Source organism: Citrobacter enshiensis (assembly GCF_029338175.1).
Taxonomy (GTDB): domain Bacteria; phylum Pseudomonadota; class Gammaproteobacteria; order Enterobacterales; family Enterobacteriaceae; genus Citrobacter_D; species Citrobacter_D enshiensis.
Genome location: NZ_CP119862.1, coordinates 2,302,776 through 2,327,227 on the forward strand (window position 1 = coordinate 2,302,776; position 24,452 = coordinate 2,327,227).

The window sequence follows — 24,452 nt, forward strand, 5'->3', positions numbered from 1 at the left end:
AAGCAGTTATGAATAGGTTTTTTTCCGGTCGTTCCGACATGCCCTTTGCCATGCTGCTGCTGGCGCCCAGCTTATTGCTGCTGGGCGGTCTGGTCGCCTGGCCGATGATATCGAATATCGAAATCAGCTTCCTTCGGTTACCGCTGAACCCGCGCATTGAGTCTACCTTTGTCGGACTTGAGAACTATATGCGTATCCTGACCGACCCGGGTTTTTGGCATTCGCTCTGGATGACGGTCTGGTATACCACGCTGGTGGTGGCGGGGAGTACGGCGCTGGGACTTGGCGTAGCGATGTTCTTTAACCGCGAATTTCGCCTGCGTAAGACCGCGCGCTCGCTGGTGATCCTCTCGTACGTGACGCCATCGATCTCGCTGGTCTTTGCATGGAAGTACATGTTCAACAATGGCTACGGCATTGTGAACTACCTGGGTGTCGATTTACTCCATCTCTACGACCAGGCGCCGCTGTGGTTTGACAACCCCGGAAGCAGCTTTGTTTTAGTGGTGCTGTTCGCCATCTGGCGTTACTTCCCATACGCATTTATTTCGTTTTTAGCCATTTTGCAGACCATTGATAAATCGCTGTATGAAGCGGCAGAAATGGACGGCGCTAATGCCTGGCAACGTTTTCGTATTGTCACATTGCCCGCCATTATGCCGGTGCTGGCGACAGTCATTACGTTACGCACCATCTGGATGTTCTACATGTTCGCCGACGTTTATCTGTTGACGACCAAGGTGGATATCCTCGGGGTGTATCTCTACAAAACAGCATTTGCATTTAATGACTTAGGTAAAGCAGCCGCAATCTCTGTGGTGCTCTTTATCATCATCTTTGCCGTCATTTTGCTGACCAGAAAACGGGTGAATCTCAATGGCAACAAATAAACGCATACTGGGTCGTATCGGCTTTTACTGCGGCCTGGCGCTGTTCCTTATCATCACGCTGTTTCCTTTCTTCGTGATGCTGATGACGTCGTTCAAGAGCGCGAAAGAAGCCATCTCCCTGCACCCGACGCTGCTGCCGCAGCAGTGGACGCTGGAGCACTACGTCGACATTTTTAACCCGCTCATCTTTCCGTTCGTGGATTACTTCCGCAACAGTCTGGTGGTGTCGGTGACGTCATCCGTCGTGGCGGTCTTTTTGGGGACGCTGGGGGCGTATGCCTTGTCGCGCCTGCGTTTTAAAGGGCGTATGACCATCAACGCCAGCTTTTACACGGTGTACATGTTCTCCGGGATTTTGCTGGTTGTTCCGCTGTTCAAGATCATCACGGCGCTCGGTGTTTATGACACAGAGATGGCGCTGATCATCACCATGGTGACGCAAACGCTGCCGACCGCCGTCTTCATGCTGAAAAGCTACTTCGACACCATTCCGGATGAAATTGAAGAAGCGGCGATGATGGACGGACTGAACCGTCTGCAAATCATCTTCCGCATCACGGTACCGCTGGCGATATCGGGGCTGGTGTCGGTATTTGTTTACTGCTTTATGGTGGCCTGGAACGACTATCTGTTCGCATCGATTTTCCTCTCCAGCGCCAGCAATTTCACACTTCCGGTGGGGCTGAACACCTTGTTTAGCACGCCTGACTATATCTGGGGACGCATGATGGCCGCCTCGCTGGTTACGGCATTGCCTGTCGTCATCATGTACGCGCTCTCCGAACGTTTTATTAAGAGTGGTTTGACCGCGGGTGGCGTGAAGGGCTAAAGCGGCCAGTTCAATAAAGGAGTTGTAAATGAAAAAGTTAATTGCCACTGAACCGCGCGTTGCGGCGCTTGTGGAGTATGAAGATCGTCCGGTTTTGGCGAATGAAGTGAAAATCCGGGTGTTGTTCGGCGCGCCGAAGCATGGCACTGAAGTGGTCGATTTCCGCGCCGCCAGTCCGTTCATTGATGAAGATTTCAATGCTGAGTGGCAAATGTTTATGCCTCGTCCGGAAGGCGCACCACGCGGTATCGAATTCGGCAAATTCCAGCTCGGCAATATGGTGGTGGGCGACATTATTGAATGTGGCAGCGACGTGAGCGATTACGCAGTGGGTGACCGCGTATGTGGATACGGTCCGCTCAGTGAGACCGTCATTATCAATGCCGTGAATAACTATAAGTTACGCAAGATGCCGGAAGGCAGTTCCTGGAAAAATGCGGTCTGCTATGACCCTGCGCAATTTGCCATGAGCGGCGTGCGTGATGCCAACGTGCGTGTGGGTGATTTTGTGGTGGTTGTCGGCTTGGGGGCGATTGGCCAGATTGCCGTTCAGTTAGCGAAGAAAGCCGGGGCCTCGGTGGTGATTGGTGTTGATCCTATCGCTCATCGCTGCGATATCGCGCTGCGTCATGGCGCCGATTTCTGTCTGAATCCTCTGGGCACCGACGTGGGCATGGAAATTAAAAAGCTCACCGGCAAGCAGGGTGCTGACGTGATCATCGAAACCAGCGGTTACGCCGATGCGCTGCAATCCGCGCTGCGTGGCCTGGCGTACGGCGGCACGATCTCCTATGTGGCATTTGCTAAACCGTTCGCAGAAGGGTTTAACCTTGGCCGCGAAGCGCATTTTAACAACGCCAAAATTGTCTTTTCTCGCGCCTGCAGCGAACCGAACCCGGATTATCCGCGCTGGAGCCGCAAACGTATTGAAGAGACCTGCTGGGAATTACTGATGAACGGTTATCTCGATTGTGAAGAGCTGATCGACCCGGTTGTCACCTTTGCCGACAGCCCGGAAAGCTACATGCAGTATGTAGACCGTCACCCGGAGCAGAGCATCAAAATGGGCGTCACGTTTTAATTCGAAAGGAATGTAAAAAGATGAAAATCGGAACACAGAATCAGGCGTTCTTCCCGGAAAATATTCTGGAAAAATTTCGTTATATCAAAGAAATGGGATTTGATGGCTTCGAAATTGACGGCAAATTACTGGTCAATAACCTTGAAGAAGTCAAAGCGGCGATTAAAGAAACCGGCCTGCCGGTGACGACCGCCTGCGGCGGATATGATGGCTGGATTGGCGATTTTATCGAAGAGCGCCGCCTGAACGGACTAAAGCAGATCGAGCGCATTCTGGAAGCACTGGCAGAGGTCGGCGGTAAAGGCATTATCGTCCCGGCGGCATGGGGCATGTTCACCTTCCGTCTGCCGCCGATGACCTCTCCGCGCAGCCTGGAAGGCGATCGCAACGCGGTGAGTGACTCGTTACGGGTACTTGACAAGGTTGCACAGCGCACCGGCACCGTGGTGTATCTGGAGCCGCTCAACCGCTATCAGGATCACATGATCAACACGCTCGCGGATGCCCGCCGTTATATCGTTGAAAACGATCTGAAACATGTACAGATCATCGGCGATTTCTATCACATGAATATCGAAGAAGACGATATGGCGAAGGCGTTGCATGACAACCGCGATCTTCTCGGTCATGTGCATATCGCGGACAACCATCGTTATCAGCCGGGTTCCGGCACCCTGAACTTTGGCGCGCTGTTCGATCAACTGCGTCAGGATAATTATCAGGGCTACATTGTGTATGAAGGTCGGGTCAGGGCAGACAACTTGCCGGAAGCCTACCGTCAGTCATTGGCCTGGCTGCGTACGTGCTAAGAGGATCTCTGTGAAGAGTGCAACGACAAACTCGCCCCTGCGTGTCGCCATTATCGGCGCCGGTCAGGTGGCGGATAAAGTTCATGCGTCGTACTACTGCACCCGTGCTGATCTTGAACTGGTGGCTGTCTGTGACAGCCGCCTGTCTCAGGCGCAGATGCTGGCAGAAAAGTACGGTAATGCGCAGGTATGGGACGACCCGCAGGCCATGCTCGATCAGGTCAAGCCCGATGTTGTCAGTATCTGCTCACCAAACCGTTTTCATTATGAGCACACCATGATGGCGCTCAACGCCGGTTGCCACGTGATGTGCGAAAAGCCGCCGGCCATGACACCGGAAGAAGCGGAGGAGATGTGCAGAACTGCCCGTCGAATGGGTAAGGTGCTGGCTTATGATTTCCACCACCGATTTGCACTCGATACCCAAATGCTCCGTGAACAGGTGACGGCCGGGGTATTAGGTGAAATCTATGTGACCAACGTTAAAGCGCTGCGTCGCTGCGGTGTGCCGGGGTGGGGCGTCTTTACAAACAAAGAATTACAGGGCGGCGGCCCGCTGATTGATATCGGTATTCATATGCTGGATGCCGCGATGTATGTACTGGGGTTTCCGGCGGTCAAACGCGTCAATGCCCACAGTTTTCAAAAGATTGGCACTCGCAAAAATAGCGGCCAGTTCGGTGAATGGGACCCGAGTACGTACACCGTTGAAGATGCGCTGTTTGGCACCGTTGAATTCCACAATGGGGGCATTTTGCGGCTCGAAACGTCCTTTGCGCTCAATATTGTCGAACAGTCGGTGATGAACGTGAATTTCTGCGGCGATAAAGCTGGCGCGACGCTGTTTCCTGCGCAGGTTTATAACGATCAGAGCGGGGAATTAAACATCCTGTTTAAGCGCGAGCTTGCGGATGACAATCGACATTTTCGCAGTATGGACGCGTTTGTGAATCACGTTCAGGGGGCGCCAGTCATGATTGCTGATGCTGAGCAAGGATTTGTGATTCAACAACTGGTCGCTGCGTTATACCAATCCGCCGAAACAGGAAAAAGCGTGGAATTATGACTAAGCCTGTAATGCTAACTGACGGCGCATTTTGCCTGCACAGCCTGAATAAATACGCATCGTTGATGACGACAGGCAATGGTTACATGGGGATCCGTGCCACCCATGAAGAAGATTACACGGTTCAAACCCGCGGCATGTACCTTGCCGGGATTTATCATCGTGCGGGGAAAGGCGAGATCAACGAACTGGTCAATCTTCCCGATGTTGTCGGGGTACACATAACCCTGAATGGCGAGATTTTTTCTCTGCAAAGCGGTGTGGTTGAAGACTGGCAGCGTGAACTTGATCTTGCCAGCGGGGAGTTGCGTCGCTCTCTCCTCTGGCATGCGCCAAAGGGCGGGCGTTTTCGTATTGAAAGTCGTCGTTTTGTCTCGACGGAGTCATTACCTCTGTTCGCGATGGAGCTCTCGATTACCCCGCTGGACGGTGACGCCGCGATCACGCTGTCAACAGGCATTGATGCCACGGTCACCAATCATGGTCGCCAGCATCTGGATGAAACACAAGTCCGGGTATTCGGTCAAAACCTGCTGCAAGGGGTTTACACCACCCAGGATGGCCGTACCGATATTGTGATTTCTTCGGCCTGTCGTGTGGATGGCGAGGTGCAGCGCTGCTTCACGGCGAAAGACCGCCGCCTGATGCAACACAACAGCGTGCAGGCGAGCGCAGGACAGCGTATCACGCTGGAAAAACTGGTCTGGATTGAATGGACCAGCGAGCGCAGCACCTCAATTGAAAATTGGGCAAGCCAGTCGCTCAATCAACTGGAAAGCTGTGCCGGACAGGGCTACGCGGCGTTGAAAGCGCATTCAGATGCAAACTGGTGCCACTGGTGGCAACGTCACCGCGTCGTCCTTGAAAGTACAAATGAGGAAGATCAGCGCGCGCTGGACTTTGCCCTCTATCATTTGCGCATTATGACGCCGTCGCACGATGAGCGTAGCAGCATTGGCGCGAAAGGTATGACCGGTGAAGGTTACAAAGGCCACGTATTCTGGGATACCGAAGTCTTTTTGCTGCCATTCCATCTGTTTACCGATCCGGCAATCGCCCGTGGGTTGCTGCGATATCGTTGGCACAATTTACCGGGCGCGAAAGAAAAAGCCCGTCGAAATGGTTGGCAGGGCGCGCTGTTTCCCTGGGAAAGCGCACGCAGCGGTGAAGAAGAGACACCGGAATTCGCGGCGATCAATATTCGTACCGGTCTGCGTCAGAAAGTGGCCTCCGCGCAGGCAGAGCATCACCTGGTGGCGGATATCGCGTGGGCCGTTGTGGGCTACTGGCAGGTGACAGGCGACATCGATTTCATGAAGCGTGAAGGGATGACGCTGTTGCTGGAAACCGCAAAATTCTGGTTAAGCCGCGCCACCGAGATTAATGGTCGGCTGGAAATCCATGATGTGATCGGCCCTGATGAGTATACCGAGCATGTGAATAACAATGCCTTCACCAGTTATATGGCCTATTACAACGTCGAACAGGCGCTCCATTTTGCCCGTATGTTCGGAAGTGCTGATGAAGCCTTTCTTCACCGTGCTGAGAACTTCTTGCAACGGTTGTGGCGTCCGGAAGTTCAGGAAGATGGTGTGCTCGCACAAGATGATACCTTCCTCAGCAAGCCGTGTATTGAACTCAGCAAGTATAAGGTAAAGGCAGGAAAACAAACGATTTTACTCGACTATTCGCGTGCCGAAGTCAATGAGATGCAAATTCTCAAGCAGGCGGATGTGGTGATGCTGACCTATATGTTGCCTGAACTTTTCAGCCCACAGTCATGTCTGGCGAACCTGCGTTTTTACGAACCGCGAACCATCCATGACTCCTCTCTGAGCAAAGCGATACATGGCATTGTGGCTGCACGCTGCGGCGACCCGGCGCTGGGTTACCGCTTCTGGCAAGAGGGAACGCAGATCGATTTGGGCGAGGATCCGCACAGCTGTGATGACGGTATTCATGCTGCGGCGACGGGGGCTATCTGGTTAGGGGCGATACAGGGCTTTGCCGGTTTGAGCCTGTATCAGGGGGCATTGCATCTCGCGCCGCGTTTACCTTCCGGCTGGAAACGTCTCTCTTTCCCGCTCATTTGGCAGGGCAGCGAAATGCACTTTTCCATCACGGCGGATGAAGTTAGCGTCACCAGTGCGACTGCCGTTCAGTTCTGGCTTAACGGACATTTGATGACGGTACAGGGCCAGCACATTTTGAAATTGAATGATTTTATTGCGCCCAAAATTGGGACCGCTACCATGGAGGCGGAATGAAACCTCAGGCTATCATCTTTGACCTGGACGGCGTGATTACCGATACCGCGCATCTCCACTTTCTGGCCTGGAAGCAGATTGCCGATGAAATCGGGATTCAGATCGATGAGGTTTTTAACGACAGCTTAAAAGGCATTAGCCGGATGGATTCGTTGCGACGCATTCTCCAGCATGGCGGCAAAGAAGGGGCGTTCAGCCCTGAGGAATGTGTTGCACTGGCGACCCGTAAAAATGCGCTTTACGTTGACTCCCTGCGCGAGTTGACCTCCCGCTCAGTGTTGCCGGGGATCCGGGAACTGTTGGGTGAGTTGCGCACGCAGGGGATCCCGATTGGTCTGGCATCGGTATCGCTAAATGCGCCGGTCATTTTGCAGGCTCTGGACATTGAGCACTATTTTGATTTCTGCGCGGATGCCGCAAAAATTACCTTATCAAAGCCGGACCCTGAGATTTTTATCGCAGCGTGCCGTGGATTAGGTGTCACTCCCGCAGAGTGTATTGGCATTGAGGACGCTCAGGCTGGCATTGATGCGATCAACGCCAGCGGTATGCGCTCCATCGGCATTGGTTCTGGCTTAACCGGCGCTGGAATGCTACTTCCTTCAACGCAATATTTGACGTGGCCGTGCTTATCGGCTTTCTGGCAAAACGAAAAGTAAGGGAATCAACATGGCACAGCTTTCGTTGAAACATATTCAAAAGATTTACGATAACCAGGTCCATGTGGTTAAAGACTTCAACCTGGAAATCGAAGATAAAGAGTTCATTGTCTTTGTCGGGCCATCAGGCTGCGGCAAATCGACCACGCTGCGCATGATCGCCGGACTGGAAGAGATCAGCGGTGGAGAACTGCTGATCGACGGCAAACGCATGAACGACGTTCCGGCCAAAGCGCGCAACATTGCCATGGTTTTCCAGAACTATGCGTTGTATCCGCATATGAGCGTGTACGACAACATGGCGTTCGGGCTGAAAATGCAGAAAATTGACCCAGGTGTTATTGATGAACGTGTGAACTGGGCGGCGCAAATACTGGGTTTACGTGACTATCTGAAACGCAAACCGGGGGCGTTGTCCGGCGGTCAGCGCCAGCGTGTGGCGCTGGGGCGTGCGATTGTCCGTGAGGCCGGGGTGTTCCTGATGGATGAACCGCTCTCTAACCTTGATGCCAAACTGCGTGTTCAGATGCGAGCCGAAATCAGCAAGCTTCATCAAAAACTGAACACCACGATGATCTACGTAACCCATGATCAGACTGAAGCGATGACCATGGCGACCCGCATTGTCATTATGAAAGACGGGATTGTTCAGCAGGTTGGCGCGCCCAAAACGGTATATAACCATCCTGCCAATATGTTTGTGGCCGGATTTATTGGTTCACCGTCAATGAATTTTATTCGTGGCGCGATTGATGGGGATAAATTTGTTACTGAAACGCTAAAGTTAACCATCCCAGAAGACAAACTCAGCATTTTGAAAAAACAGGGGTATGACCATAAAGCCGTTGTCATGGGGATTCGTCCTGAAGATATCCAGCCTGACGCATTATCTGATAATAATGTTGCGGCGCGGGTAAGCGTGGCGGAATTAACCGGGGCTGAATTTATGCTTTATACCACGGTAGGGGGGCACGAAATGGTGGTACGTGCTGGCGCAATGAATGACTATTCGGCAGGAGATAATATCACCATACATTTTGATATGGCTAAATGCCATTTCTTTGATGATGAAACGGAAATTGCGATCCAATAAAGCTCACAAAATAATTTGAATGGCGATAGTGCTGAATGTGCATTAATCCAGAGGGGATACCGATGGTATTCCCTTTGGAGACATTAACTGCCAGAAGTCGTCTCAATTTAAAAATGACGAGTTTACATATATCGGGGGATTCCTCCCGGTTGTAATTGCTTTTTTGTTAGACTTTTAACAAGGAACATAAATGAAAACCTTACTGTCCTCTACAGCGCTGCTGATGTGCGCCGGGATGGCCTGCGCGCAGGCTGCTGAAAACGATGACTGGCATTTCAATGTGGGTGCCATGTATGAAATAGAAAACGTAGAAGGCCATGCCGAAGATATGGACGGTTTATCAGAACCGTCAGTCTGGTTTAATGCCTCGAATGGTCCGTGGAAAATCTCACTGGCTTATTATCAGGAAGGTCCTGTTGATTACAGTAGCGGTTCTCGTGGCACCTGGTTTGACCGTCCTGAATTAGATATTCGTTATCAGATTACTGAAAGTGATGATTTCTCTTTTGGTCTGACGGGCGGATTACGTAATTATGGTTATCATTTTGAAGATGATCATGGCGGCGATGCGGGTACAGCAAATATGCAACGCTGGAAAATACAGCCCGACTGGGATGTTAAACTGAATGATGACTGGCGCTTCAGCGGCTGGTTCTCTATGTACAAGTTTGTCAACGATCTGGATGAAACGGGTTATTCGGATAGCCGCGTGGAAACAGAAACCGGTTTAACGTACAGAATCAATGATACCTTTTCTGTTGTGGCCAACTACTATTTAGAACGTGGCTTTAATATGGACAGTTCGCGCAATAATGGTGAATTCTCCACGCAGGAAATCCGTGCATATTTACCTATTTCATTAGGCAATACCACGCTGACGCCGTATACCCGTATCGGTCTCGACCGCTGGTCTAACTGGGACTGGCAGGACGACATCGCACGCGAAGGGCATGACTTCAATCGTCTTGGTATGCTCTACGGCTATGATTTCCAGAATGGACTATCAGTGTCGCTGGAGTATGCGTTCGAGTGGGAAGATCATGATGAAGGTGAAAGCGATAAATTCCATTATGCTGGCGTAGGATTCAATTACGCCTTCTAATGGGGAAGGGGCATGAAAATGCCCCTTTTTTTATTTAAGTGTCTTTGGCAACGATATTTGTGTGGCAACCGTGATATTTTGTAATTGTTTTTGACCAGCGATCAATTTAAACAGGAGATCGCAGCTTTTTTCACCCAACGCTTGTGTAGGTACATCAATACCGACCGGCGGTGGGGTCAAAATAAACGAAAGCATTTCATTGCTGTAACCCACAACGGCCAGTTCATCCGGAATGATAATGTTTTTTTCCGCAGCTACGCGATAGATGCTCATCAGTTTAAGACTGTCGGTGGCGAATACCGCATCCGGGAGCGTTTCTTGACTTAATAATTCCCGTGCGGCAGTTAACGCACTCTCGTGGGTATATCCACCATCGACGATCCATTCTGGTCGGGTAGGGAGTGCATGTGCTTGCAGACTGTATTTATATCCGTTAACCCGATCAATGGAAACATGATAATCAAGGGGGGCATGCAGACAGGCAATATGCTGATGGCCGCTTTCAATGAGGCTATTTGTCAGCGCCACACTGTCCTGAAAGTTATCCGTATCAACGGAATAAACATGCGAATACTGCCCTTCAACTTTCCCAATGACCACTACCGGAATTTCGTATTTATTCAGGCGAGCAAAGAAGGTTTCATCTGCCGGAGAACTCAGCATGATAATCCCTTTGATCATTTTTTGTTTTATCTTGCTTTCACATTTTTGTAAATCATCTTCGGTATTTCTTGATGTTTGTAAGATGACATCAAAACCTTCCTCTTCGGCACTGGCCGTGATCACGTGCAGTACTTCAGAGAAAAAGGGGTTTCCGGCAGTGGTTTTAGCAGAACGGGTTGAAATAACCATTATTGCATCAAACCCGGAAGAGGTCAGAGCACGCGCAAGTTTATTCGGCTGATACTGCAGTTCATCAATGGCGCGTAATACTTTCTCTCGCGCCTCTGGTGAGATATTGGTTTGCTTATTGAGAACGCGTGACACTGTTGATTTTGAAACGCCAGCGACACGCGCAATATCATATATGGTAGGAGACATGTACCCCGAGCCCGTCCGAGAGTTAATGACGCACATCTTATGGAGTTAACTGGCGAATGACAACACAAGGCAGTTGATTATCAACAGCCTGACCCCACATTAATACGCATACGTTATAATTTTTTCGGGTCTTCAGGCACAACGGGATGGCGATGAAGCGATTTAAAAACGAATTCAATGCGCTGGTCAATCGTGGGGTCGACAGACATCTGCGCCTGGCGGTGACCGGACTGAGCCGCAGCGGTAAAACGGCGTTTATCACGGCGATGGTGAACCAACTGCTGAATGTGCATACCGGCGCTCGCCTGCCACTGCTCAGCGCCGTGCGAGAAGAACGCCTGCTCGGCGTAAAGCGAGTGCCGCAACGTGATTTTGGTATTCCGCGTTTTACCTATGATGAGGGGCTGGCCCAGCTTTATGCTCAGCCGCCTGGCTGGCCGACGCCGACGCGTGGCGTGAGTGAAATTCGTCTCGCGTTGCGTTACAAATCTAACGATTCCCTTCTGCGCCATTTCAAAGATACGTCCACCCTGTATCTGGAGATTGTGGACTATCCCGGCGAATGGCTGCTCGATTTACCGATGCTGGCACAGGATTACCTGAGCTGGTCACGACAAATGACAGGGCTGCTGCAGGGCAAACGGGGCGAGTGGTCAGCCAAATGGCGTCAGTTATGCCAGGGCCTGGATCCGTTGGCGCCCGCAGATGAAAATCGTCTGGCTGACATTGCGGCCGCGTGGACTGACTATCTGCATCAATGCAAACAAGAAGGTTTGCATTTCATTCAACCGGGCCGCTTTGTGTTACCGGGGGATATGGCGGGAGCGCCGGCCCTGCAATTTTTCCCGTGGCCGGATGTGGATGCGTATGGTGAATCGAAACTGGCGCAGGCCGACAAACACACCAATGCCGGAATGTTGCGCGAACGCTTTAATTACTACTGCGAAAAAGTGGTGAAGGGGTTCTACAAAAACCACTTCCTGCGCTTTGATCGTCAGATTGTATTGGTGGACTGTTTGCAGCCGCTCAACAGCGGGCCGCAGGCGTTTAATGATATGCGTCTGGCCTTGACGCAACTGATGCAGAGTTTCCATTACGGTCAACGTACGTTGTTCCGGCGGCTTTTTTCGCCCGTTATCGACAAACTGCTGTTTGCCGCCACCAAAGCGGATCACGTGACCGTCGATCAACACGCCAATATGGTCTCTTTGCTCCAGCAACTGATCCAGGATGCCTGGCAAAATGCCGCCTTTGAGGGGATCAGTATGGATTGTCTGGGGCTGGCGTCCGTACAGGCGACCACCAGCGGGCTGATTGATGTGAATGGCGAAAAAATTCCTGCGTTGCGTGGAAATCGCCTTAGCGATGGTAAACCACTGACCGTCTATCCCGGAGAGGTGCCCGCGCGTCTGCCTGGACAGGCGTTTTGGGACAGCCAGGGGTTTCAGTTTGAAGCGTTTCGCCCACAGGTAATGGATGTCGACAAACCGCTGCCACACATTCGTCTGGATGCCGCGCTGGAGTTTTTGATAGGAGATAAATTGCGATGACCGAACCGTTGAAACCGCGTATCGATTTCGCCGGGCCGCTAGAAGCAGAAGCACGTCCGACCTTTAAGTCGCAACAGTCCTTCAGCGAAACAGAGGCGCAGACCTTCGCACCAGCGAAGACAGAAGAGCCGCTGGAGGATGAAGGACAAGCAGAAGCGGTCATTGATGCCGCATTACGTCCGAAACGCAGTCTGTGGCGCAAAATGGTGATGGGCGGCCTGGCGCTGTTTGGCGTCAGCGTCGTCGGTCAGGGCGTTCAGTGGACAATGAATGCCTGGCAAACCCAGGACTGGGCCGCGCTTGGCGGCTGTGCGGCAGGCATGCTGATTATCGGCGCGGGCGTTGGGTCGGTGGCGACCGAGTGGCGTCGGCTGTGGCGGTTACGCCAGCGTGCGCATGAGCGTGATGAAGCGCGCGAGCTGTTACACAGTGTCGGTACCGGTAAAGGGCGCGCGTTTTGCGAAAAACTGGCGCAGCAGGCGGGTATTGATCAGTCACATCCGGCGTTACAACGCTGGTACGCCTCGATTCATGAGACGCAAAATGATCGGGAAGTCGTCAGCCTGTATGCCCATCTGGTGCAACCCGTACTGGACGCGCAGGCCAGGCGAGAAATCAGCCGATCGGCGGCGGAATCGACCCTGATGATTGCCGTCAGCCCTTTAGCGCTGGTGGATATGGCCTTCATTGCCTGGCGTAATTTACGCCTGATCAACCGTATCGCCACGTTGTACGGTATTGAACTGGGGTATTACAGCCGCTTGCGGTTATTCCGCCTGGTGCTGCTGAACATTGCGTTTGCGGGTGCCAGTGAACTGGTGCGTGAAGTTGGGATGGACTGGATGTCACAGGATCTGGCGGCACGTCTGTCCACCCGCGCCGCGCAGGGGATAGGCGCCGGGTTGTTGACGGCCCGGTTGGGGATCAAAGCCATGGAGCTTTGCCGTCCTTTGCCGTGGATTGATGATGATAAACCGCGGCTGGGGGATTTTCGGCGCCAGTTGGTGGGTCAGCTCAAAGAGACGCTGCAGAAAAACAAATCTTCCCGCGAAAATTAAACCTGATCTGGGTGCTGACCGTACAACTTTACGCGTCAGCGCCCAAATTTCCACCATGCTGTCAATATTTGTTGACAGACTCCTTCCTGCTAACCGAATAGTGGCTTATCATCTGTTTAATAGTTCATTGTTTAGGTGAAGGTTCCCATGCGTCTGGAAGTCTTTTGTGAAGATCGTCTTGGTCTGACCCGTGAATTGCTGGATTTACTGGTACTTCGCAGCATTGATTTACGCGGTATTGAGATTGACCCCATTGGGCGGATTTACCTTAATTTTGCTGAACTGGAGTTCACCAACTTCAGCAGCCTGATGGCGGAGATTCGTCGCATCGCGGGCGTCACTGATGTGCGCACCGTGCCGTGGATGCCGTCCGAGCGCGAGCATCTGGCACTTAGCGCGTTGCTTGAGGCACTCCCGGAGCCGGTTCTGTCGCTGGACATGAAAAGCAAAGTGGAGATGGCGAACCCCGCGAGCTGTCAGCTTTTCGCGCAAAACCCGGAGCGCATGCGCAATCACACGGCGGCGCAATTGATCAATGGTTTCAACTTCCAGCGCTGGCTGGAGGGGAATCCACAAGGCTCCCACAACGAACATGTCGTGATCAACGGTCAGAATTTCCTGATGGAAATTACGCCGGTCCATCTTCAGGGCGAGAACGACGAACATATGCTGACAGGCGCGGTGGTGATGCTGCGTTCTACCCTACGAATGGGGCGTCAGTTGCAGAACCTCAACACCCAGGATCTGAGCGCCTTTAGCCAGGTGATTGCCGTTAGCGCAAAAATGAAACATGTGGTTGAGCAGGCGCGTAAGCTGGCAATGTTGAGCGCGCCGCTGCTGATCACCGGGGATACCGGGACAGGGAAAGATCTCTTTGCACACGCTTGTCATCTGGCGAGCCCACGCGCAGCAAAACCGTATCTGGCGCTGAACTGCGCGTCCATTCCGGAAGATGCGGTTGAAAGTGAGCTATTTGGCCACGCGCCGGAAGGCAAAAAAGGATTCTTCGAACAGGCGAACGGCGGCTCGGTGCTGTTGGATGAGATTGGCGAGATGTCGCCGCGTATGCAGACGAAACTGTTGCGCTTTCTCAATGACGGTACGTTCCGTCGGGTGGGCGAAGATCAAGAGGTTCACGTGGATGTCCGGGTGATTTGCGCCACCCAGAAAAACCTGGTGGAATTGGTGCAAAAAGGACTGTTCCGTGAAGATTTGTATTACCGCCTGAATGTTCTGACGCTCAACCTGCCGCCGCTGCGCGACTGCCCACAGGATATTATGCCGCTCACCGAGCTGTTCGTGGCGCGTTTTGCCGATGAGCAGGGGGTGCCGAGACCTAAACTGGCTGCCGATCTCGGTACGATTCTCACCCGTTACGGTTGGCCCGGTAACGTGCGTCAGCTTAAAAATGCCATTTACCGTGCGCTGACTCAGCTGGAAGGCTACGAGCTGCGCCCGCAGGATATTTTATTGCCGGATTACGATGCCGCGACCGTTGCCGTCGGAGAAGATGCGATGGAAGGGTCACTGGATGATATTACCAGTCGCTTTGAGCGTTCTGTGTTGACGCAGCTTTATCGCAATTATCCCAGCACGCGTAAGCTGGCGAAACGGCTGGGGGTGTCACACACCGCGATTGCCAATAAATTGCGTGAGTATGGGTTGAGCCAGAAGAAGAACGACGAGTAACGCAGAAATGAAAATGCCTCCAAATATGGAGGCATTTTTGTATCCGCAAGGATTAGGCTTTCAGGACGTCCAGCGCGGCGGTGTAGTCAGGTTCGTTGGTGATTTCATTCACCAGCTGGCTGAAAATGACGTTGTCGTTTTCATCGACCACCACCACGGCGCGTGCCGCCAGGCCCTTCAGAGGACCTTCGGTGATTTCCACACCGTAGTTTTTCAGAAAATCACTGTTACGCAGCGTGGAGAGGGTGATAACGTTGCTCAGGCCTTCCGCGCCGCAGAAACGCGACTGGGCAAACGGCAGGTCGGCAGAAATGCACAGCACCACGGTGTTGTCGATTTCTGTCGCGAGTTGGTTAAACTTACGTACCGATGCCGCACATACGCCGGTATCAATACTCGGGAAAATATTCAGCACTTTACGTTTGCCAGCAAACTGAGTCAGTGCGACGTCAGACAGGTCTTTTGCCACGAGGGTAAAAGCCTGCGCTTTGCTACCAGCCTGAGGAATGGAGTTGGCGACTGCAACGGGGTTGCCCTGGAAATGAACGGTTTGTGACATGGTTATCTTCCTGTTTACATATAGTTAACGTCGCGGTTAGTTTATGCCATCAGTAGTTAACACAGCAAACGCTATTTGTGGTGAATCGCACACCGCCGCAGCATAAGGAGCACGAATGAGATCGGTGAAGGTGTATGAGGAAGCCTGGCCACTGCACACCCCCTTTGTTATTGCGCGGGGAAGTCGGACTGAAGCGCATGTGGTGGTCGTGGAGCTGGAAGAAAACGGTGTGAAGGGCATTGGCGAGTGTACGCCTTACCCCCGATATGGCGAAAGCGATGCCTCGGTGCTTGCGCAGGTAATGAGCATTGCCCCGCAACTGGAAAAAGGGTTGACCCGCGCAGCTTTACAGCAACTGCTACCGGCTGGCGCTGCGCGTAACGCGGTAGATTGCGCGTTGTGGGATTTAAGCGCCCGTCAGCAGCAGCAAACGCTGACTGAATTCGTTGGTATCGAGTTGGATTCACCGGTGATTACGGCGCAAACCGTGGTGATTGGAACGCCAGAGCACATGGCGGCCAGCGCGGCGGCCCTGTGGGAAAACGGGGCGAAACTGCTGAAAGTGAAGCTCGATGATCATCTGATCAGCGAACGTATGGTGGCGATTCGTGCGGCGGTTCCTGAGGCGACGCTGATTGTCGATGCCAATGAGTCCTGGCATGCGAGTGGTCTGGCTGCCCGCTGTCAGCTACTGGCCGATTTGGGGGTGGCAATGCTGGAGCAGCCGTTACCGGCGCACGATGATGCCGCGCTGGAGAATTTCGTTCACCCGCTGCCTATTTGCGCGGATGAAAGTTGCCATACCCGTAGCAGCCTGAAATCGCTGCAAGGGCGCTATGAGATGGTCAACATTAAACTGGATAAAACCGGAGGGCTGACAGAAGCATTAGCATTAGCAACCGAAGCCAAAGCGCAAGGTTTCGGTTTAATGCTGGGCTGCATGTTATGCACGTCGCGGGCAATCAGCGCTGCGCTACCGCTGACACCGCAGGTGAGTTTCGCCGATCTCGATGGCCCGACCTGGCTGGCGGTAGATGTCGAGCCCGCGCTGAATTTTACGACCGGCAAACTCCATCTTTAGGATGCCAGCGAAGCAGATTCGACATTGCCAGCAGATACTTCTCGCTGGCTTCGTCGGACGAAATAGGCGGAAACTCGGCGGTGATGCAGTGCAGGTTTAGATCGGCGCACCAGCTGCCAAAGGATCCTGGCGTTTCGTAACCCACGCTGGTCACCAGCGGCAGTTCGAACATCTGCGCCAGCCACGCGCCTAATTCACTGTGTTTAGGATCTTCAATGCAGGCCAGAGGGTCGTGGAATGACACGATCCACGCAGGGTGAATACGGTGTATGAGCTGGCACAACGCCTGGGTTTCCGGTTCCGAACCCGAATGTTCTCCGGTAAGCAACACCACATCGCGCTCTTCCGCGGCGCTGTTCCAGCGATAAACCGTTTCGCCCGCCTTCCAGTTTGCCGCCGGAAAGTTGCGGTTTAAATCGACGCCGTTGGCATTGGCGCGCAGCCCGAGCTGGCAACCATCCGGATTGACGGCCAGCACCACATGATGACGGCGTAAAGAAGGGTTGAGGGTACGAAGCGCGCAGGAGAGCGTGACCATCGATGAATTTTCATCACCGTGGGTGCCCGCTAAAATCAGACCGCTTTCACGATCGGCGGCGGGAGCCGGGAACCAGATCAACGGCGCCCCTAATAGTGAACGTCCATAATGCTCTGTGCCTGGCGGAAATGCGCCGCGTTCGGCGCGGGGGCGAGTAACAGTCATAAGCGTCTCTGAATGCTGGAGTTATTATTCGCAGTGTTGTGCAAATTTCGCGGATAATCAAATCGTTTTCATAGACTTCTTGTTCTCGTTGTAATATCAATTTTGTGTGGGAAGTTATTTGCTTTTCCCATTGATAAAACAAATAATTACGCCGTCATTATATTCAGGATTAACTTATCGATTGGGGTACCTTATGAAGCTCTCTGTTTCAGTAACCTGTTGTGCGCTGTTGGTTAGCAGCATCTTTCAGACACATGCTGCGGATGTTCCCAACGGAACGGTACTGGCAGAAAAACAAGAGCTGGTGCGCCACATCAAAGATGAGCCTGCCTCGCTTGATCCAGCTAAAGCCGTTGGATTGCCGGAGATTCAGGTGATTCGTGACCTGTTTGAAGGTCTGGTCAATCAAAACGACAAAGGTGAAATTATTCCGGGTGTCGCCACCCAGTGGAAGACCAATGACAACCGTGTCTGGACGTTTACCCTGCGCGACAATGCCAAATGGGCTGACGGTAGCCCTGTCACGGCGCAAGATTTTGTGTATAGCTGGCAGCGTCTGGTGGATCCGAAGACACTTTCACCGTTCGCCTGGTTTGCGGCGCTGGCAGGAATTAATAATGCGCAGGCCATTATCGATGGGAAAGCCACGCCAGATAAACTGGGCGTGACTGCCGTTGATGCGCGAACCTTAAAAGTCCAGTTGGATAAACCGTTACCCTGGTTTGCGAATCTGACCGCTAACTTTGCCTTTTATCCGGTGCAGAAAGCCAACGTAGAGAGTGGAAAGGACTGGACTAAACCAGGCCATTTGATCGGCAACGGCGCTTACGTTTTAAAAGATCGCGTGGTCAATGAAAAGCTGGTCGTCGAGCCGAACACGTATTACTGGGATAATGCGAAAACCGTCATCCAAAAAGTGACGTTCCTGCCAATTAACCAGGAATCATCGGCGACCAAACGCTATCTGGCGGGTGATATTGATATCACGGAGTCCTTCCCGAAAAATCTGTATCAGAAATTGCTGAAGGATATTCCAGGTCAGGTTTATACCCCGCCGCAGCTGGGCACCTATTATTATGCCTTTAACACACAAAAAGGTCCTACCGCGGATTCTCGTGTGCGCCTGGCATTAAGCATGACCATCGACCGGCGTATTATGGCTGAAAAAGTGTTGGGCACCGGGGAAAAACCGGCCTGGCATTTTACCCCGGACGTCACGGCCGGATTTACACCTGAACCTTCACCGTTTGAGCAAATGAGTCAGGAAGAACTGAATGCTCAGGCAAAAACGCTACTGCGTGCGGCGGGCTATGGTCCAAATCGTCCGTTAAATCTGACGTTGCTGTATAACACGTCTGAAAATCATCAAAAAATTGCGATTGCCGTGGCATCAATGTGGAAGAAAAACCTCGGCGTGGATGTGAAGCTGCAAAACCAGGAATGGAAAACCTATATCGATAGCCGTAATACCGGTAATTTTGATGTGATCCGTGCGTCCTGGGTTGGGGATTACAACGAACCGTCTACTTTCCTCTCGCTGCTGACCTCAACGCATTCCGGTAATATTTCTCGTTTCAACAACCCGGCATACGATAAGGTTCTGACTCAGGCAACCCTGGAAAATACCGCGCAGGCGCGTAATGCGGATTACAATGCCGCAGAAAAAATCCTGATGGAGCAGGCGCCGATTGCGCCGATTTATCAGTACACCAATGGCCGTTTAATTAAACCGTGGCTTAAAGGTTATCCCATTACGAACCCGGAAGACGTAGCCTACAGCCGGACCCTGTATATTGTGAAACACTGATACACAGTCAGCAGTACACCCAACGCTGGCGCAATTATTAGCGCCAGCGTCGCTTCAACAGTTCAACGTTTTACTGCTGCAATAGTTCAGCAAATTTCGCCAACCATTGCGGATGTGCGGGCCAGGCGGGTGCCGTGACCAGATTGCCGTCAACATGTGCCTGGTCGATACCGATGTCAGCATACTGCCCGCCGCTGAGCCGGACTTCCGGCGCACAGGCCGGGTAGGCACTGCAGGTGCGTCCTTTCAGTATTCCGGCGGCAGCCAGCAATTGGGCGCCGTGGCAAACGGCGGCAATAGGTTTACCCGCCGCGTCAAACGCCTGCACTAGTTTGAGGGCTTTATCATTTAAGCGCAGATATTCCGGCGCACGCCCACCGGGGATCAACAGCGCGTCATAATTTTTTTCTTCAGCCGCCGCAAAATCGGCGTTGAGAATAAAACGGTGACCGGGTTTCTCGCTGTAGGTTTGGGCACCATCAAAATCATGAATCGCCGTCATGATATAGTCGCCTTTGGTTTTGTCAGGGCAGACCGCATCAACCTGATGACCAATCATCTGCAATGCCTGAAACGGCACCATGGTTTCGTAATCTTCAGCGTAATCACCCACCAGCATTAGAATCTTCTTGCCCATCCTCACCACCCCTGTATGAATAAAGATGTCTAAGATATAGCCTGGAGGAAGCGGGAATGCGAACCTTCACCGCTCCCCAGAGCTGGTGTCAGCGCCTCTTTTTAACTTACTATTCCATTATCGGCTTTCAGGGAGGAAGGACATGACAGGATATTGGTGGAAAGACCTTTTTGATCGAAATAACCACTGGCAGGGTTTAGCGCTGACGGTGCGGGAAGATTCGGGGGTAGGGCAGGCCGTCGATATGCTTAGTGGTCATCATGGTCGGATGGCGTTAACGCTTTATGGCGAGACACTGTTCTGGGCCTCTATGCTGAAAGATCACTCTGGCGTCTGGGTGGTATTGAATACCGATTACGCCGGACGGCGGGATTTATTACCTCCCGTGAGATCGGATGATATAGAGTTCATCAAATGCAAGCAGCAGGGGGACTGGACTGGAGAGTGGTGTCGTTATTTTGCCCGTCAATTGATGAATGCGCCTGTTCCGCTCCTGTCTGCGCGCCGTTGGTTGCTAAGGCCGATGTCAGCTACCGGACGCTCAGCGCCTTATTCCTGTCAGCAGCCCGTCGCTGTGAAAAACTGGCGCTTTGAATCGCCGGAGAGTAGCGGGAATTTCGGCTGTCACTGGACTCTTTATGGTGAAGATTTTCCCGATCTGGTCAATCCCGACAGCGTCACATTCGTCGACTGGTGGTGGGGCGGGAATTTGCTGCTCGGACGTTATTCCCTACAACCCGGTACCGGGCGTCTGAAATGGTGGCGCAAAAAATGCCGTGAGGGGACATTGCCGCCGATACTGGTCTGGTACATTGCCGGGCTGGGATCGTTTGTGATCCTGGATGGCCATTATCGCCTGCAGGCGGCTATAGAAGAGGGGATTCCTCCCGAGTTTCTGGTAATCAGTGAACTCAATGAGCGGGAATTGTCAGCGCCTCCTGAAGAGCTGACTCGTATTGTCCGGGCGCTGGAGAAACAGCAGCAAAACCCGGGCTGTAATACAGAAGGGATAAATCAGACGCTGATTAATCTGTACGATACCCGGTATCTGTACGCGGCAACCCACAGCCGTGCGATTCTCGGGGAAGGTGCCGCGTGGGCAAAAGAGCTGGAAGACTATTTACGTAGGCATAAGCTTGATGCGTATCTGGCGAAAATAACAGACCGGGTTAATGACTGATTTTTTCTGGCTCATCAATATAAAGCGTCTGGCTGGGAAACGCGAAATCTGCGCCGTGGCTCTGCACGATATCAATAATGTTCAGATAAACATCTTGCTGAACCGCGAGCCATTCTTTCCATACTGTGGTTTTGCTAAAACAATAGACCAGAATATTCAGTGATGAGTCTCCGAACTCGTTGAGATACACCAACAGCGTCTGCTTTTGGTCAATATCAGGATGGTGCTGAAGCATGCTTCTGACCGCCCCAACAATATCGCGGACTTTCCCGGCATCCTCATAACGTAACCCGATCACCGTTTTGATGCGCCTGTTAGTCATTCTGCCCGGATTTTCTACGCTAATAGAAGAGAATATCGAGTTCGGGACGTACAATGGACGGTGGTCGAATGTATTAATTTTGGTGATCCGCCAGCCAATTTCAGCCACTGTACCTTCGATATTTCTGTCGGGAGAACGGATCCAGTCGCCGATGCTAAAAGGTCTGTCGAAATAAAGCATGATGCCTGAAAAGAAGTTACTCAGAATATCTTTACCCGCCATCCCGACGGCGATACCGCCGATCCCGCCAAAGGTCAGCAGACCGGATAAACTCATGCCAAAGTGCTCGCCGTACAATAAAACGATCGAAATAATAATCGCGATCTTGATAATACGCGACACGATCCTGGCGCTGGTCACATCCCGGCCTTTATCGATCTGCGCTTTCTCAAATTGGTTGATCACTAAAAACAGTTTTATCGTCAGGATAAGCGCAATCAGTGAGGTGCAGATAAAGTCGATCACGCTGGCAGAAATGAACGTCAGCCTGTAGCTCTCAATGGCATTATTGATGATGCAACCCATCGTGCCGATGATAATCGCGTAAATAAAGAACTGGGCAGCGTGAAAAATAAACCCTTTCTGCCATTTTAATTGTCGGTAAAGCCAAAATCGCATCACTATCAGCGCGGCACCACAACTGAAAATCACCGCCAGATTGAAAGAATTTTTTAAAATGAGATCTGCAGTCATAGGTATCGTTGTTGTTCCTGGAGGGTTATTTACGCATTACGGTCAACCTGAGGGGCTCTCATTTTATCCAGCACCGACGCATAGCGGATAATGGAATGGGCGAAAAAAATAGCGTATTTAGCGACAATTTCAGAAGAGCGCCGTTAATGTGAACGTAATGTCACAGCTTCTCGGGCAGACAATCGCGTATTGTCATGCTATTGTTACGCGCAAGTAACAGAGCTTTCATCTGCAAAAGGACGATACTATGATCATGACAACGCTGAAGACAGCAAAGGGGAAGAAGTTTCTGTTGTGCCTGCTGGGGGTATTTATTATCGCGGCGTCAGTGGTGACGCGTGCGACCATCGGAGGGGTGATAGAGCAATACGATATTCCGCTGTCTGACTGGACGACGTCAATGTATGCCATTCAATCTTCGATGATTTTCGTCTACAGCCTGGTCTTTACGATCTTACTGGCGATTCCGTTGGGGATCTATTTCCTGGGTGGCGAGGATAAACACTGAGCAGAAAAAGGCCCGACGCACTGGCCGGGCCTTGATGGCAGGCCGGATAAGGTGTTAACACCGCCATCCGGCATTTTCATGAGCTGATTAATCGTCTTCTTCGTCGTCCAGTTCAACCGGCGTCTGATACTGGTCGGGTTTGATGACCAGCAGGTCACAGCGCAGATGGTCGATGACCTGTTCCGCCGTATTACCGAGGAACGCTGCGGAGAGCCCCGTGCGTCCGACCGTACCCAATACCACAATCCCCGCTTGCAGATGCTCTGCTAAATCAGGAATCACTTCTTCCGGCAGGCCTTTTTCAACGTGCGTGACATCCTCATTAATACTGAATTTTTGCCGCAGCGCTTTCATCGCCAGCAGATGTTGTCCACGGATCGCATCGTTATAAACGCTCGGATCAAATTCAGGCAACTCAATGGCAATATTGATAGGCGTGACAGGATACGCGCCAACCAAATGCACTTCGGTATGGTTGACCTGCTCTGCGAGTTGTATCGTCTCTTTAACCAGTTTTTCGTTCAGAGCATTATGGTACTGTTCTTCACTTGCCAGATTTACCGCAACAAGGGCTTTACCCCCTTCAGGCCAGGGCTGATCTTTCACCATCCAGACCGGACTTGGACATTTCCGTAACAGATGCCAGTCAGTAGGGGTAAAGATGACGGCCTCCAGTCGGTCGTGCTGGTGCGCCATTTTCAGAACCAGGTCGTGCTTGCTACTGACGACTTCCTGGATGATCGCCTCAAAGGGACGGTTGTGCCAGACCACTTTAATATCAACAGGAATACCTGCATCAATATAGTATTTTGCTTGTTCACGTATCCATGCTGTTCGCTGGCTGATGACGCCCTGACGCATCGCCGTGCGCTCATCAGGCGACAGCAGGGTAGTCATCTCATAGGAAAAGTCATAGATCGGCAGAAAGGCTTTGATTGTGCCACCAATCCGTTGATGCAAATAAACAGCTCGCCGTAATGCTGGTTGATCGTCCTGGTTCGGATCGATGACCACCAGCATGTTTTGATACATAGCCATACAGGGTCTCCTTACAACTGTCACCGCACTTTGTATTTAAAAGAGTAACCCATATATGGTGATTGAAACAGGGAAGAACCTTCTGCCAGATCAATAAATTGGGGAAATTTATCGTTTTTGACACTATCCCGTTTAAATTGAAGAACTTTCTTCAGGATATATGTCGCTTTGGGGAGATCTGGAGGCAATGCCGTCGGTATACGGTTATTCAGCATATTGACCTGATCCTGGCGCATATCTCCCATCCATTTTGAGTAACTATGCGGCATCCTCATGCCCCATCTGACGGGTAATAAAAGAGGGGTTTGCATCCGCTGAAAGAGCCCAACAGGCAAAAGTGTGCCGTGGCGGGTAAACATGCCGTTTCCGTATTTTGGCGTTATATTTCGGTACAAAAACGAATCTGATTTGCTGTTGTTCAGCTTTACTTTCTCTGGTGGTGGGGGCATTTTAAAACCTTATTTCTACAAGGACTTTAAAATGAGCATCATTTATGTTGTTGTTTTAACTTATATAAAACCACTTGAAGACGTTGATTCTCAAATCCCTCAACATGTCGAGTGGCTTAAGCAAGGTTACTCAGATGGTGTATTTCTTGCCTCGGGAAGGAGAATTCCCCGAAATGGCGGTGTGATTCTGGCAAAATGCGACAGCATTGAATCACTGGAAGAGCGTCTCAGCCAGGATCCCTTTCAAAAATTGAATATTGCTAAAGCTGAAATTATTCCCTTTGAAGCCACCATGAAAGCTCAGTTTCTGGAAAGTATTTTCTGACTTTATATCGGCTCAG

At 51.7% G+C, this 24,452-nt stretch carries 24 protein-coding genes; 17 read left to right on the forward strand and 7 right to left on the reverse strand.

All coding sequences use genetic code 11. The features are described 5' to 3' along the window. Positions 1-8 precede the first annotated feature (8 nt). From P2W74_RS11305 to P2W74_RS11345, 9 genes are all read left to right on the forward strand, one after another. On the forward strand, positions 9-890 hold the full coding sequence (locus P2W74_RS11305) for a carbohydrate ABC transporter permease (protein ID WP_203361058.1): 882 nt from the start codon (positions 9-11) through the stop codon (positions 888-890). Next, entirely contained in the window at positions 877-1,719 is an 843-nt protein-coding gene (locus P2W74_RS11310) for a carbohydrate ABC transporter permease (RefSeq protein ID WP_203361059.1), read from the forward strand. Before P2W74_RS11305 ends, P2W74_RS11310 begins: the two co-directional genes overlap by 14 nt. Positions 1,720-1,747: 28 nt before the next feature. Continuing rightward, on the forward strand, positions 1,748-2,800 hold the full coding sequence (locus tag P2W74_RS11315; RefSeq protein WP_203361060.1) for a zinc-dependent alcohol dehydrogenase: 1,053 nt from the start codon (positions 1,748-1,750) through the stop codon (positions 2,798-2,800). 20 nt (positions 2,801-2,820) lie between these two features. Beyond that, complete coding sequence (locus P2W74_RS11320; protein WP_276295000.1) at positions 2,821-3,609, forward strand: sugar phosphate isomerase/epimerase family protein; 789 nt, start codon at positions 2,821-2,823, stop codon at positions 3,607-3,609. 10 nt (positions 3,610-3,619) lie between these two features. Next, positions 3,620-4,675: a Gfo/Idh/MocA family protein gene (locus tag P2W74_RS11325; protein WP_276295001.1), complete on the forward strand. Its 1,056-nt coding sequence runs from the start codon at positions 3,620-3,622 to the stop codon at positions 4,673-4,675. Beyond that, positions 4,672-6,942, forward strand: coding sequence for a glycoside hydrolase family 65 protein (locus tag P2W74_RS11330; protein WP_276295002.1), 2,271 nt, complete (start codon positions 4,672-4,674; stop codon positions 6,940-6,942). Before P2W74_RS11325 ends, P2W74_RS11330 begins: the two co-directional genes overlap by 4 nt. Further along, positions 6,939-7,601: a beta-phosphoglucomutase gene (gene pgmB / locus P2W74_RS11335; RefSeq protein WP_203361064.1), complete on the forward strand. Its 663-nt coding sequence runs from the start codon at positions 6,939-6,941 to the stop codon at positions 7,599-7,601. Before P2W74_RS11330 ends, pgmB begins: the two co-directional genes overlap by 4 nt. Before the next feature lie 10 nt (positions 7,602-7,611). Beyond that, positions 7,612-8,694 carry an ABC transporter ATP-binding protein gene (locus tag P2W74_RS11340; protein WP_192612347.1) on the forward strand — a complete coding sequence of 361 codons (1,083 nt, stop codon included), beginning with the start codon at positions 7,612-7,614 and terminating at the stop codon, positions 8,692-8,694. Between the two features lie 190 nt (positions 8,695-8,884). Continuing rightward, positions 8,885-9,796: an OmpG family monomeric porin gene (locus tag P2W74_RS11345; RefSeq protein ID WP_203361065.1), complete on the forward strand. Its 912-nt coding sequence runs from the start codon at positions 8,885-8,887 to the stop codon at positions 9,794-9,796. Between the two features lie 30 nt (positions 9,797-9,826). Here P2W74_RS11345 and P2W74_RS11350 read toward each other — a convergent pair whose 3' ends face one another. Beyond that, entirely contained in the window at positions 9,827-10,837 is a 1,011-nt protein-coding gene (locus tag P2W74_RS11350; protein WP_276295003.1) for a LacI family DNA-binding transcriptional regulator, read from the reverse strand. A gap of 152 nt (positions 10,838-10,989) precedes the next feature. On the opposite strand from P2W74_RS11350, the gene P2W74_RS11355 reads away from it, so the two are divergent. The 3 genes from P2W74_RS11355 to tyrR all read left to right on the forward strand — a co-directional run bounded on the left by P2W74_RS11355 (position 10,990) and on the right by tyrR (position 15,134). After that, positions 10,990-12,387, forward strand: a complete 1,398-nt coding sequence (locus tag P2W74_RS11355; protein ID WP_276295004.1) for a YcjX family GTP-binding protein — start codon at positions 10,990-10,992, stop codon at positions 12,385-12,387. Next, positions 12,384-13,445 carry a YcjF family protein gene (locus tag P2W74_RS11360; RefSeq protein ID WP_276295005.1) on the forward strand — a complete coding sequence of 354 codons (1,062 nt, stop codon included), beginning with the start codon at positions 12,384-12,386 and terminating at the stop codon, positions 13,443-13,445. The genes P2W74_RS11355 and P2W74_RS11360 overlap by 4 nt, the downstream gene beginning before the upstream one ends. A 147-nt stretch (positions 13,446-13,592) precedes the next feature. Next, positions 13,593-15,134: a transcriptional regulator TyrR gene (gene tyrR, locus P2W74_RS11365; RefSeq protein ID WP_276295006.1), complete on the forward strand. Its 1,542-nt coding sequence runs from the start codon at positions 13,593-13,595 to the stop codon at positions 15,132-15,134. A gap of 52 nt (positions 15,135-15,186) precedes the next feature. On the opposite strand, the gene tpx is transcribed toward tyrR, so the two are convergent. After that, on the reverse strand, positions 15,187-15,693 hold the full coding sequence (tpx, locus tag P2W74_RS11370; RefSeq protein WP_203361070.1) for a thiol peroxidase: 507 nt from the start codon (positions 15,691-15,693) through the stop codon (positions 15,187-15,189). A gap of 115 nt (positions 15,694-15,808) precedes the next feature. Here tpx and ycjG point away from each other — a divergent pair, with 115 nt between their 5' ends. Further along, the gene (gene ycjG / locus P2W74_RS11375) at positions 15,809-16,774 is read left to right on the forward strand and encodes an L-Ala-D/L-Glu epimerase (protein WP_276295007.1); all 966 of its coding nucleotides are present in this window, start codon (positions 15,809-15,811) and stop codon (positions 16,772-16,774) included. Here the strand turns inward: ycjG and mpaA are convergent. Then, positions 16,749-17,477, reverse strand: a complete 729-nt coding sequence (gene mpaA / locus P2W74_RS11380) for a murein tripeptide amidase MpaA (RefSeq protein WP_276295008.1) — start codon at positions 17,475-17,477, stop codon at positions 16,749-16,751. The genes ycjG and mpaA overlap by 26 nt on opposite strands. 193 nt (positions 17,478-17,670) lie before the next feature. Here mpaA and P2W74_RS11385 point away from each other — a divergent pair, with 193 nt between their 5' ends. Further along, positions 17,671-19,284 carry a peptide ABC transporter substrate-binding protein gene (locus P2W74_RS11385; RefSeq protein WP_276295009.1) on the forward strand — a complete coding sequence of 538 codons (1,614 nt, stop codon included), beginning with the start codon at positions 17,671-17,673 and terminating at the stop codon, positions 19,282-19,284. A gap of 70 nt (positions 19,285-19,354) precedes the next feature. Here the strand turns inward: P2W74_RS11385 and P2W74_RS11390 are convergent, their stop codons facing one another. Beyond that, positions 19,355-19,921 (reverse strand): DJ-1/PfpI family protein, encoded by a 567-nt coding sequence (locus P2W74_RS11390; protein ID WP_276295010.1) that lies wholly within the window; start codon positions 19,919-19,921, stop codon positions 19,355-19,357. Positions 19,922-20,063: 142 nt separating this feature from the next. On the opposite strand from P2W74_RS11390, the gene P2W74_RS11395 reads away from it, so the two are divergent. Continuing rightward, positions 20,064-21,101 carry a ParB/Srx family N-terminal domain-containing protein gene (locus tag P2W74_RS11395; RefSeq protein WP_276295011.1) on the forward strand — a complete coding sequence of 346 codons (1,038 nt, stop codon included), beginning with the start codon at positions 20,064-20,066 and terminating at the stop codon, positions 21,099-21,101. Here P2W74_RS11395 and P2W74_RS11400 read toward each other — a convergent pair. Then, on the reverse strand, positions 21,091-22,116 hold the full coding sequence (locus P2W74_RS11400; protein ID WP_276295012.1) for a mechanosensitive ion channel family protein: 1,026 nt from the start codon (positions 22,114-22,116) through the stop codon (positions 21,091-21,093). The genes P2W74_RS11395 and P2W74_RS11400 overlap by 11 nt on opposite strands. 247 nt (positions 22,117-22,363) lie before the next feature. Here P2W74_RS11400 and P2W74_RS11405 point away from each other — a divergent pair, with 247 nt between their 5' ends. Then, complete coding sequence (locus P2W74_RS11405; RefSeq protein WP_192612335.1) at positions 22,364-22,624, forward strand: DUF2534 family protein; 261 nt, start codon at positions 22,364-22,366, stop codon at positions 22,622-22,624. A gap of 87 nt (positions 22,625-22,711) precedes the next feature. On the opposite strand, the gene uspE is transcribed toward P2W74_RS11405, so the two are convergent. Both uspE and P2W74_RS23595 read right to left on the reverse strand, forming a co-directional pair. After that, on the reverse strand, positions 22,712-23,662 hold the full coding sequence (gene uspE, locus P2W74_RS11410) for a universal stress protein UspE (protein WP_276295013.1): 951 nt from the start codon (positions 23,660-23,662) through the stop codon (positions 22,712-22,714). A gap of 20 nt (positions 23,663-23,682) precedes the next feature. Continuing rightward, the gene (locus P2W74_RS23595; RefSeq protein WP_412767229.1) at positions 23,683-24,021 is read right to left on the reverse strand and encodes a hypothetical protein; all 339 of its coding nucleotides are present in this window, start codon (positions 24,019-24,021) and stop codon (positions 23,683-23,685) included. Between the two features lie 121 nt (positions 24,022-24,142). On the opposite strand from P2W74_RS23595, the gene P2W74_RS11420 reads away from it, so the two are divergent. Continuing rightward, entirely contained in the window at positions 24,143-24,436 is a 294-nt protein-coding gene (locus P2W74_RS11420; protein WP_276295177.1) for a YciI family protein, read from the forward strand. The last annotated feature ends 16 nt before the right edge of the window (positions 24,437-24,452 follow it).

Bases quoted from the DNA above. Each gene is read 5' to 3' on its own strand.
- P2W74_RS11305 (WP_203361058.1), top strand. From the start codon at position 9: ATGAATAGGTTTTTTTCCGGTCGTTCCGACATGCCCTTTGCCATGCTG.
- P2W74_RS11390 (WP_276295010.1), bottom strand. From the start codon at position 19,921: ATGGGCAAGAAGATTCTAATGCTGGTGGGTGATTACGCTGAAGATTAC.
- P2W74_RS11330 (WP_276295002.1), top strand. From the start codon at position 4,672: ATGACTAAGCCTGTAATGCTAACTGACGGCGCATTTTGCCTGCACAGC.
- P2W74_RS11360 (WP_276295005.1), top strand. From the start codon at position 12,384: ATGACCGAACCGTTGAAACCGCGTATCGATTTCGCCGGGCCGCTAGAA.
- P2W74_RS11350 (WP_276295003.1), bottom strand. From the start codon at position 10,837: ATGTCTCCTACCATATATGATATTGCGCGTGTCGCTGGCGTTTCAAAA.
- P2W74_RS11395 (WP_276295011.1), top strand. From the start codon at position 20,064: ATGACAGGATATTGGTGGAAAGACCTTTTTGATCGAAATAACCACTGG.
- ycjG (WP_276295007.1), top strand. From the start codon at position 15,809: ATGAGATCGGTGAAGGTGTATGAGGAAGCCTGGCCACTGCACACCCCC.
- P2W74_RS11420 (WP_276295177.1), top strand. From the start codon at position 24,143: ATGAGCATCATTTATGTTGTTGTTTTAACTTATATAAAACCACTTGAA.
- P2W74_RS11340 (WP_192612347.1), top strand. From the start codon at position 7,612: ATGGCACAGCTTTCGTTGAAACATATTCAAAAGATTTACGATAACCAG.
- P2W74_RS11320 (WP_276295000.1), top strand. From the start codon at position 2,821: ATGAAAATCGGAACACAGAATCAGGCGTTCTTCCCGGAAAATATTCTG.
- tyrR (WP_276295006.1), top strand. From the start codon at position 13,593: ATGCGTCTGGAAGTCTTTTGTGAAGATCGTCTTGGTCTGACCCGTGAA.
- P2W74_RS11355 (WP_276295004.1), top strand. From the start codon at position 10,990: ATGAAGCGATTTAAAAACGAATTCAATGCGCTGGTCAATCGTGGGGTC.
- mpaA (WP_276295008.1), bottom strand. From the start codon at position 17,477: ATGACTGTTACTCGCCCCCGCGCCGAACGCGGCGCATTTCCGCCAGGC.
- P2W74_RS11345 (WP_203361065.1), top strand. From the start codon at position 8,885: ATGAAAACCTTACTGTCCTCTACAGCGCTGCTGATGTGCGCCGGGATG.
- uspE (WP_276295013.1), bottom strand. From the start codon at position 23,662: ATGGCTATGTATCAAAACATGCTGGTGGTCATCGATCCGAACCAGGAC.
- P2W74_RS11405 (WP_192612335.1), top strand. From the start codon at position 22,364: ATGATCATGACAACGCTGAAGACAGCAAAGGGGAAGAAGTTTCTGTTG.
- P2W74_RS11385 (WP_276295009.1), top strand. From the start codon at position 17,671: ATGAAGCTCTCTGTTTCAGTAACCTGTTGTGCGCTGTTGGTTAGCAGC.
- P2W74_RS11400 (WP_276295012.1), bottom strand. From the start codon at position 22,116: ATGACTGCAGATCTCATTTTAAAAAATTCTTTCAATCTGGCGGTGATT.
- P2W74_RS23595 (WP_412767229.1), bottom strand. From the start codon at position 24,021: ATGTTTACCCGCCACGGCACACTTTTGCCTGTTGGGCTCTTTCAGCGG.
- P2W74_RS11315 (WP_203361060.1), top strand. From the start codon at position 1,748: ATGAAAAAGTTAATTGCCACTGAACCGCGCGTTGCGGCGCTTGTGGAG.
- pgmB (WP_203361064.1), top strand. From the start codon at position 6,939: ATGAAACCTCAGGCTATCATCTTTGACCTGGACGGCGTGATTACCGAT.
- tpx (WP_203361070.1), bottom strand. From the start codon at position 15,693: ATGTCACAAACCGTTCATTTCCAGGGCAACCCCGTTGCAGTCGCCAAC.
- P2W74_RS11310 (WP_203361059.1), top strand. From the start codon at position 877: ATGGCAACAAATAAACGCATACTGGGTCGTATCGGCTTTTACTGCGGC.